Source organism: Lentzea indica (assembly GCF_012184385.1).
GTDB classification, from domain to species: domain Bacteria; phylum Actinomycetota; class Actinomycetes; order Mycobacteriales; family Pseudonocardiaceae; genus Lentzea; species Lentzea indica.
On sequence record NZ_VSRL01000327.1, the window covers coordinates 1 to 8,934 of the forward strand.

Below are 8,934 nucleotides of genomic sequence, written 5' to 3' on the forward strand. Positions count from 1 at the left end.
TGGCGCACAACGTCTCCGCGAGCCTGACCGCCAGGATGGCGGCACCACGGCGGCCGCTGGTGACGGTGTTCCACGGTGTGGCAGAAGCCGACATCGCCGGTGCCGTCCGGATCCTGCGGCGCGTGTCGGACACCGTCGTCGCCGTCGCCACCGCCGCTGCCGAACGCCTGCGCGACGCCGGACTGGAAACGGTGGTGGTGATCCCGAACGCCGCGTTCCCCTCGCTGCCCGAGGTCGATCGGGCGACCGTGCGCGCGAGGCTCGGGACCGCGCCCGACGTGCCCGTCGCGCTGTGCCCGGCCAGGCTGGAGCCGCAGAAACGGCACGACGTGCTGCTCGACGCGTGGGCGCTGGTCCCAGGTGAAGCCGAGCTGTGGCTGGCCGGGGACGGCAGCCTGCGCGCGGAGTTGGAGACGCGGGCTCAGGGCCTTGGCCGTGTCCGGTTCCTGGGAACGCGCACCGACGTGCGCGATCTGCTCGAAGCGGCGGACGTCACCGTACTCACCAGCGACTGGGAGGGCATGCCGATCGCACTGCTCGAGTCGCTGGCGGCCGGTCGTCCCGTCGTCGCGTCCGATGTGGACGGAGTGCGCGAGGTGCTGTCCGGAGGTGGCGGTGTGCTCGTGCCGCGCCGGAACCCCGAGCAGACCGCGAAAGCGTTGCGCGGGTTGCTGTACTCCCCCACCGCGCGCTCCGTCGCCACCTCGCGTGACGGTGGCGCCGACGCACACACGTTGATGAAGTCCTACGACGAACTGCTTCGTACCGTCCTGGAGGGACGATGAAGGTTCCCAGAACTGTGGTAGAGGGTGTGCTGGCCGCGGTCGCGGTCGGCGCGCTGGTGCTGCTGGCCGTCTCGCTGCGCGACGGCGAGAGCGAGGGCAGGCTCGCCCTGCTGGCCACACCGTCCACACCGGACAGCGCCCAGTTCGGCGAGGTGACCTCGCTCGCCGCACCCGCGGTGGTGCAGCTGGTCCGCAGCCCCTCGGTCCTGGACACGGCGGCGAAGGCGGCGGGCACGTCACCGGATCGCCTGGCGGGCGCCATCGCGGTCGAGCTGGTACCCGCGTCCGGCGTGGCACGGATCTCCGTGCGCGCGGACTCGGCTGAGCACGCCGCATCGGCCGTGGCCGCCGTCGCGAAAGCCGTGATCGACGCCGACCTGCTCGCCCCCGCCGCCCGGTTCCGGCTGTCGACGCACAGCCCGAGACCGCACAGGTGACGCCGGACTGGCGGCTCGCCTCCGGGCTCGCACTGGCCGCGGCCGTGATCGCGGGAGTGGCCGTCGCAGCGCTACGGCGCTTGCGCGGCAACACCGTTCGCACCGCACTCACGACCGCGGGCATCGGTCACCCGGTCGTCGTCGCGCACGACGACGATCCCGCACTCGTCGATCGGCTCACGGCGTTGTGCGTGGCGGCGGCACGTCCGGTGCGGGTGCTGCCGGTCAGCCCATCGCTGGCGGAGCGTGCGGAGGAACTCGCGCGGGCGTTGCCGGACAAGGCTTCCGAGCCCGCGGACGGCACGGCGGTGATCGCGGTCGCCACGAACGACCGGGAGCGGCGCAACGACCTCGCGACGGCTCTTGCGGTGCTGCCCGCCTCTTCCGTGCTGGTGGCGGTGGTTCTGGCGTGATCACCACGGCCAACCGTTCCAGCCTCGCCAAGACGATCCTCGTCGCTCTGGTCGCCCTCGCCGGCATCGCCAGCGCCCTACGGGCCCTGCGGCCGTCGTGGGAAGCGCCTCTGCCCACGCCGCAGAACCTGCCGGAAGAACGGATGCAGGACTTCCGGGACGCGCTGTACTTCCCGATCCGCGAGTTCCTGGCCGGCGGCAACCCCTACGACCCCGCGGTGATGTTCGCGCACTGGCCGGTGCGGCAGAACTTCAACCTCTACCAGCCCTACCACCTCGTGCTGCACCTGCCGTTCGCGCTGCCGGACTACCGGGTCGGCGCGGTGGCGTTCGCCGTGGCCTGTCTGGTGCTGCTGGTCGTTCTCGCGGTGATGGCCGCCGGCCGGGCGCGCCTGCCCCTGGTCGCGGGAACCGTCGTGATCGCCACCCTGCTGGTGACGAGCCAGGTCGGCAAGGCACAGATGTACGTGGGCCAGGTCAACCCGCTGATCGCGGTCGGCGCGGCCGGTGCGTTGCTGCTGCGCGCGAAGAATCCTGTCTGGGCGTCGGCGGCGTTGGCACTCGCCTGGTTGAAGCCCCAGTTCGGCCTGCCGCTGGCACTGCTGCTGTTCGTGCGCGGCGACAGGAAGGTCGCCCTCATGGGCACCGCGATCGCCGCGGTGGCCAGTCTGCCCGTGGCCGCGATGCTCGTCCTGCGCGGCGACGGCATCGGCGAGTTCCTGAACGTGATCTCCCGCAACCTCGAGTGGGCCAGCAGCACCGGGTACGGCGCGGTCGACTCGATGACCGCGCAACGCGTCGACCTCCCGGCCGTCTTCTTCCGCACCACCGGGTGGCTGCCACCCGCGGCGGAACTGCTGGCGCTGTGCGGCGTTCTGGCGGTGACCGCTCTCCTGGCCCGCAGGCTCGACCGAACCGGCAACGGGTCCGAGGCCGCGGATGTGCTGACGTGCCTCGGCATCGTGGTCGCGCTCGTGCACCAGCCAGGAGACGTGCTGATCGCGGTTCCCGCTCTCGTCGCGCTGGCGGTCGTGTGCTGGCGGCGCCGAAAGGAGGCCAACTGGCGGTGGGCCGCGTGCGCGACTCTGCTGCTGGCGGTTCCGTTCGCGCACCTGTACTTCGTCGACACAGCGGTGAAAAGCCTTCTCGGGACACGGGCGAGCGTCACGCTGGACGGCGTCGCCGTGGTCGCGGCCTGGGTCGTGCTCGTCTTGTTCGCCATACGGCACACCCGGCGCGCCGCATGACCGATGTGGCGGTGCGGGGCTCGCTGTGGCTCTTCGCGGTCAACCTGGTGAGCAAGAGCAGCCAGATCGTCGTGACGCTGGCGCTCGCGCTGTTCCTCACAGAAGCCGACCTGGGCGCGGTGGCCCTGGTCGTCTCCGTGGTCAACATCAGCCAGGTGATCCAGGCGATGGGCGTCTACGACATCGTCAGCCGCACCGCCCTCGACCCGCTGCGGACAGCGGGCACCGTGCTCACGATGAGCGTCGCGGCCGGAGCCGTCCTGGCCGTGGCGCTGATGGCCACGGCGAACCCGATCGCCACCGCTCTCGGCGCACCCGAAGCGGCGGGAATGCTGCGACTCGCAGCACTCACCCTCCCGTTCACCGCGGCGGGCGGGGTGCAGATGGCGTTGATGCACCGCGACCTCGACTTCCGGCGCCGGATGCTGCCCGACGCGGGCGGGATGCTGATCGGCGCCGTGGTCACCGTGACGCTGGCGGCACGGGGAACCGGCCCGACGGCGTTGGTGATCGGCCTGCTGTGCACGGCCGTGGCACAACCGGTGCTCGCGACCGTCGCGGGAGCGCGGATCCGCCCCACCTGGGATCGTGACGCCGCAACGGAAGCAGCGGCCTGGATCGCCGTCGTCGGCCCCGGTGCCCTGATCGCCGTGCTGCTGATCAACGTCGACTACCTCGCGATCGGCCACGTGCTCGGCCCCGAGGCCGTCGGCGGGTACTCACTCGCGTTCCGGATCGCCTGGGTGCCGTACATCATGGTGGCGGTCGTCCTGGGCGGCGTGCTGTTCCCGATCTGCAGCAGGCTGGTCCGAAGTGGACAAGCCGACCGGCTGCCCGCGACATCGCACCGGTTCACCGTGGCGACCCTGGTGATCACCGGCGGCCTGTACGTCACGGTCGCACTCCGCGCCGACGGAATCGTGGTGCTGGGCGAGCAGTGGGCGGACGCCGCCCGGATCCTCGTCCTGCTCTGCGGCTACGGGCTCGGGCTGAGCCTGCTGCACGTCTGGTACCAGGTCATCAGGGCCGCCGGACACGCGCGGCAGTACCTCGCCCTCGAAGCCGCACACCTCGTGACGCTGCTGACGGCGTTGGTGTTCACCACCCGGCACGGCGCGATCGCGGTCGCCATCACCCAGGTGGCCGTGGTGTGGCTGCTGGTTCCGGTGACCTGGCTGGTCCTGGTCCGCAACGGCCTCGCATTCGCAGGGCTTGCCCGCGCAGCCGCCACGGTCATGGCCGGTGGCCTGGTCGGTCTCGGCCTGAGCCAGGTGCTGCCCGCGGCAACCGGGATCGCCGGCCTCGCCGCCACCGGACTGGTGCTGCTCGCCGCGTACTGCGCGGTCGTCCTGCCGCCGAACCGGACTGTCCTCATCGGACTGAAGGAGCGGGTGTGAAGATCGTCCACGTGACGCAGCCGGTCGAGGCAGGGGTCGCCGTCGTGGTGCTGGAACTGGCCCGCGCTCAGCAGCGGCGAGGATGGAACGTCAGCATCGCGTGCCCACCAACGGGCCGGCTCGCGGAAGAGGCACGAAACGCCGGAATCCCGGTACACCCCTGGCAGGCGACGCGCTCCCCTGGGCCACGCACCGCCGTGGAGCTCCGCAAGCTGCGCGGAACGTTGCGTGCGCTCAAACCGGACCTGGTGCACCTGCACAGTTCCAAAGCAGGGCTGGCCAGGCTCGTGCTGCGCGGCCGCACACCAACGCTGTTCCAGCCACACCTCTGGTCGTTCCGCATCGCCGATGGCCTGCTGAGCCGCGCCTGCAGACTCTGGGAATCGCTGGCGTCACGCTGGACCCACCTGCTGGTGTGCGTCAGCGACGACGAGCTGAAGGCCGGCCGCAGGACAGGGGTGACCGCACCAGCGGTGGTTGTCTGCAACGGCGTTGACACGCAACGGTTGCGCCCGCAGCACAAGGCGAACGAGATCCCCACAGCCGTGTGCGTCGGCCGAGTCGCGCATCAAAAAGGCCAGGACCTGCTGCTCAAAGCCTGGCCCCACGTGCTGGAAGCCGTGCAGGACGCCCAGCTTCTGATCGTCGGCGACGGCCCCATGGCCGCGGAGTTGCGAGCCATCGAGCACCCCGGAGTGCGGTGGCACGGGCACAGCGACGCCGTGGACGACTTCTACGCACGAGCGGACGTCGTGGTTCTGCCCTCTCGCGCCGAGGGCATGGCGTTGGTACCGCTGGAAGCGATGGCCTGTGGACGTTCGGTGGTCGCGTTCGACGTCGAAGGCGTCCAGCAGAGCCTCGGTGACGCCGGCGAGGTCGTCCCCGCCGGCGACGTCGAAGCCCTGGCGCAAGCGATTGCGCTACGGCTCGCCGACCCGGAACTGGCGGCTGCCGAAGGCAAACGCGGCCGGGCGCGAGCCGAGACCCTGTTCGACCGCGATCGCATGACAGACCAGATCGTGACGCTCACGGAGAAGCTGGTCACCGAGGAAGGACGACGATGACACGGATCGCCTACCTGCTCACCCAGGACAGCGGTGGCCCGGTGGACGTCACGGTGCGCCTGGCCGCAGCCCTGGCCAAGTCGGACCGGCGCCGACGTACGCGTGTTCGGTCCACGGCCCCGGCGAGGCGCCGAGCTGATCGACCCGTACTTCGAGGAGGTCCTCGTACCGCGCAAGGGAGACATGCGCGCCGCACGACAGGCACGTGCGGCGCTGCGGGCATGGCGGCCGGACGTGGTGCACGCCCAGGACCGGCGGGCCGGACTGGTGAGCGCGGGTCTCGCGACCACCGGGGCGAGGATCGTGCACACCTACCACGGCGTGCCCGACGACGTGGCCGAGCCGTGGTTCCGCGGCGTGCGGGACGCGACCCCACCGCCGGCGTACACACGGGCCGTGCTCGCCGCCGACGCCGCGGTCGCCCGCGTCGTGCACCGGACCGTGGTACCCGCCAGGGAAATGGGCCGGTTTCTGCGCGATCGGCTTTACGTGCCCCCGCACCGCATGACCCACATCGACAACTGCGTCGACGTCGGCGCCTCGAACCCGCCAGCCGGTCCCGTGCGCAAGCTGGTGTTCGTGGGTCTGCTCGTGGAACGCAAGGGCCTGCTGACCCTGCTGGACGCGCTGGAGACCACGATGCCGCAGGACGCGACGCTCACGGTCGTCGGCGACGGTCCACAGAGGATGCAGGCGGAAGGCCGGGTGACCCGCCGGGCCCTCACGAACAGGGTGAAGTTCCTCGGATTCCGGTCCGACGTCCCCCAGCTGCTGCTCGAGCACGACGCCTTGGTGCTGCCGTCCACAATGGAGCAGCAGCCGCTCGTCGTGGCCGAAGCCATGGCGGCCGGCAAACCCGTGGTGGCGACCGACACCGGAGGCGTGGCGGACATGCTGGGCATTCCCGGTGCCGACTGCCCGCGGCCGGGGGACGTGGACGCACTCGCCGCACGGTTGCGAGAGCTGTTCGCCGATCCGGACCCCACCAGCACGGGCGAAAAACTGGCGACGAGGGCCAGGGAGCGGTTCACGGCCGAGGTCTGCGCACGGCGCCACCTCGACCTCTACCGCAAGCTCACCGCTTCGGGCCGTTGACCAGCACGACCGCGTCCGCCGGTGGCAGGTCCAACTGCTGCGGGACCGGCTCGCCCCGCAGCGTCACGAGGCCGGCGGGAGGAGTCAGGAGCACGGATGTTTTCGTCGGGTTCACCGCCACCCAGCCGTGGCTGTAGCGGCGGTTCCACACCCCGTTCGGGAGGCGGTTCGCCGTCTCGACCGCCTCACCGAGCCGGGCGTCCTGGTACAGCGACCAGTACGGGTTCTTGTAGTCGGGATCGGCCCTCGTCCAGCACGTGTGGGGGCTCGCGAGCAGCGCGGCCGACGCGTACCCGACGCGTTCCTCCTGCTCGGACTTCGTGTGCGTGACCAGCAGCAACCAGGACTCGCCGAGCGCGGCCTGAGCCCGCTGCTCCTTGAACTCGTTGCCCTGGAACGTGATCAGCTCGCCGGTGCCGTCGTCGCCGCGCAGGCCGAAGTTCTCCTCCATCGCGCCCGCGTACCGCGAGTGCGCCGACCACCGGCCGGGCGTCAGCTGGGACTCGGACACGTTGGGCACCAGCATCTTCCCCGACTTCTCCAGGGCGTCACCGGCGAGCGTGAGCATGCCGTCGAGACCGTCGCGCAGCAACCGGTCGGTTCCCGCCGCGTCGGCGGTGCCCGCGATCACCGCGGGCGAGTAGTACTTGAGCGAGCTGAAGTCGTTGTCCGCCAGCACGCCGTCCCAGCCTTCGCGGAGCACCTCGCCGACGACCGCGTCCGCCCACGCCGTCTGGTAGGCCGGGTCCCACACGGTCATCTGCCAGTGCAACGGATAGTCGGCCCACTCGATGCGCTGCCCGCCGGTGTCGATCGCGAACCACTCGGGATGCTGCTGCTGCGCCGCGAAGTACCCGACCCCGGTGGGCAGGTACTTGGCGTCACGTCCGCCCTCGATCGCGCCGTCGTAGTTGCGGGCGCTGGAGAAGTCCTTGTACACCAGGACCTTCACCTTCGGGTTCAGCTCGTGGAGCTTGCGCATGGCCGCCGTCTCCCACGCGTTGAGCACGACCACGTCGTAGTGCTTGGCGGCGGACTTGATCTCCCACGCGGACGGCGAGTCGCCGATGCCGTACCACCACGCGCACGGCGCCAGCGGCTTCGGCACCGGCCCGGTGACGATCGGATCGCTCGCCGCGCTGACCGTGCATGCACTCGAAAGAAGTACGAGAGCGACAGCGGCGAATCGATGTATCAGCGATTTCTCCGACAACACAACTCACCCGCTGTCATCAGTAGAATCCTCAGGTCGAGCCACAACGACCAATTCGCGATGTAGTAGTTGTCGTATCGAGACCTGTCTGCGATAGAGGTGTCACCTCGCAGCCCGTGCACCTGAGCGAGCCCCGTCAGGCCGGTGGGAACGCGATGGCGAGCCCAATATAGCTCGTGAATGGCGGAAAACTCGCGAACGAAACCGGGACGTTCCGGCCGTGGCCCGACCACGCACATGTCGCCGCGCAGGATGTTCCACAGCTGGGGCAGCTCGTCGAGCGACGTGCGGCGCAGGAACCGGCCGACCGGCCCGACCCTGGAGTCGCCCTCAACCGACCACTTGACCTGCGAGTCGTCCTCACCGGACTGCCGGACGCTGCGGATCTTGTAGAGCACGAACGTGCGGTCGTCCATGCCGACGCGGACCTGCCGGAAGAAGAGCGGACGGCCGCTCTCGACCAGCACGGCGAGGGCGCACAGGCCGATGACCGGCGACAACACGACCAGCGCCAGCGCCGCCAGCACGAGGTCGGCCGCGCGCTTGATCCACCAGGTCGGTCTGCTGGTCGGCGCGGTGCCCAGGCGCATCAGCGGGTAGCTGCGCAGCCGTTCGATGCCGGGGCCGTCGGGGTGGAGCTCGTACAGTGCGGGGCACGACGAGTGTCGAGCAGCCCAGCCGGTGGGCCGTGATCGCCGCGTCGACCAGCGGCGAGTCGCGGGTGTGGGAGAACGCGAGGACCACGGTGCCCGCCCGCAGCCGGACGATCGCGTCGGCCAGGTCGCCGTCGACGATCTCCAGCATCGGCGGCTGCCGGTCGGGATCGGGGCCTGAGTCGGCGAACGCGACGGGCCGCAGGCCGAACTCGGGGTGCTCGAGCATCGTCCTGGCCAGGTTCACCCCGACCTCGTCCGCGCCGACGATGATCGTGCGGTCGCAGCGGTCGAAGCGCCTGCGGCACCACCGGCCGAAGGCGAACACGCACCACCTCACCGGCTCGATGACCAGCGCGAACGTGATCATCGCCCACTGCACCGCGGCGACGTCCTGCGCGTTCGCGCCGCTGACCAGGCCGATCCCGGACATCAGCGCGAACGCCAGCGCCGTGCTGGCCGCCGACCGGGGCAGGTCCTGCAGCCACGACAGCCACAGGCGCCTGCGGTAGAGCCGCCAGGCTCCCCTGATCGTGAGCACCGCGGCCGCGACCGCGCCGCTCCAGGCCCAGCCGAGGTCACCGTCCAGGCACACCGCCACGAGCGTCGCGCTGTCGACAAGGACGAGCA

General features: G+C 70.7%; 9 protein-coding genes and 1 pseudogene. 7 read left to right on the forward strand and 3 right to left on the reverse strand.

The features are described from left to right. The 7 genes from FXN61_RS44150 to FXN61_RS44175 all read left to right on the forward strand — a co-directional run. Positions 1-785, forward strand: a 785-nt coding sequence (locus FXN61_RS44150; protein ID WP_167979799.1) for a glycosyltransferase, incomplete at its 5' end; no start/stop codon positions are given. Further along, positions 782-1,222: a hypothetical protein gene (locus FXN61_RS53730; RefSeq protein ID WP_246292984.1), complete on the forward strand. Its 441-nt coding sequence runs from the start codon at positions 782-784 to the stop codon at positions 1,220-1,222. The genes FXN61_RS44150 and FXN61_RS53730, both read left to right, overlap by 4 nt. Further along, positions 1,219-1,635 (forward strand): hypothetical protein, encoded by a 417-nt coding sequence (locus FXN61_RS53735; protein WP_246292986.1) that lies wholly within the window; start codon positions 1,219-1,221, stop codon positions 1,633-1,635. The genes FXN61_RS53730 and FXN61_RS53735 overlap by 4 nt, the downstream gene beginning before the upstream one ends. Further along, positions 1,632-2,882 (forward strand): glycosyltransferase 87 family protein, encoded by a 1,251-nt coding sequence (locus tag FXN61_RS44160; protein WP_312878465.1) that lies wholly within the window; start codon positions 1,632-1,634, stop codon positions 2,880-2,882. The genes FXN61_RS53735 and FXN61_RS44160 overlap by 4 nt, the downstream gene beginning before the upstream one ends. After that, positions 2,879-4,279: an oligosaccharide flippase family protein gene (locus FXN61_RS44165; RefSeq protein ID WP_167979800.1), complete on the forward strand. Its 1,401-nt coding sequence runs from the start codon at positions 2,879-2,881 to the stop codon at positions 4,277-4,279. Before FXN61_RS44160 ends, FXN61_RS44165 begins: the two co-directional genes overlap by 4 nt. Then, on the forward strand, positions 4,276-5,343 hold the full coding sequence (locus tag FXN61_RS44170) for a glycosyltransferase (protein ID WP_167979801.1): 1,068 nt from the start codon (positions 4,276-4,278) through the stop codon (positions 5,341-5,343). Before FXN61_RS44165 ends, FXN61_RS44170 begins: the two co-directional genes overlap by 4 nt. Positions 5,344-5,445: 102 nt before the next feature. After that, a complete protein-coding gene (locus FXN61_RS44175; protein WP_312878466.1) occupies positions 5,446-6,438 on the forward strand; it encodes a glycosyltransferase family 4 protein in 993 nt (330 codons plus the stop codon). Here FXN61_RS44175 and FXN61_RS44180 read toward each other — a convergent pair. The 3 genes and pseudogenes from FXN61_RS44180 to FXN61_RS56775 all read right to left on the reverse strand — a co-directional run. After that, entirely contained in the window at positions 6,419-7,546 is a 1,128-nt protein-coding gene (locus tag FXN61_RS44180) for a putative glycoside hydrolase family 15 protein (protein WP_312878467.1), read from the reverse strand. The two genes, FXN61_RS44175 and FXN61_RS44180, sit on opposite strands and share 20 nt — an antisense overlap. An 86-nt stretch (positions 7,547-7,632) precedes the next feature. Next, positions 7,633-8,241 (reverse strand): sugar transferase, encoded by a 609-nt coding sequence (locus tag FXN61_RS44185; protein ID WP_167979803.1) that lies wholly within the window; start codon positions 8,239-8,241, stop codon positions 7,633-7,635. 211 nt (positions 8,242-8,452) lie between these two features. Continuing rightward, positions 8,453-8,737 (reverse strand): annotated as a pseudogene (locus tag FXN61_RS56775) (nucleoside-diphosphate sugar epimerase/dehydratase); the annotation flags it as partial. Positions 8,738-8,934: the final 197 nt, after the last annotated feature.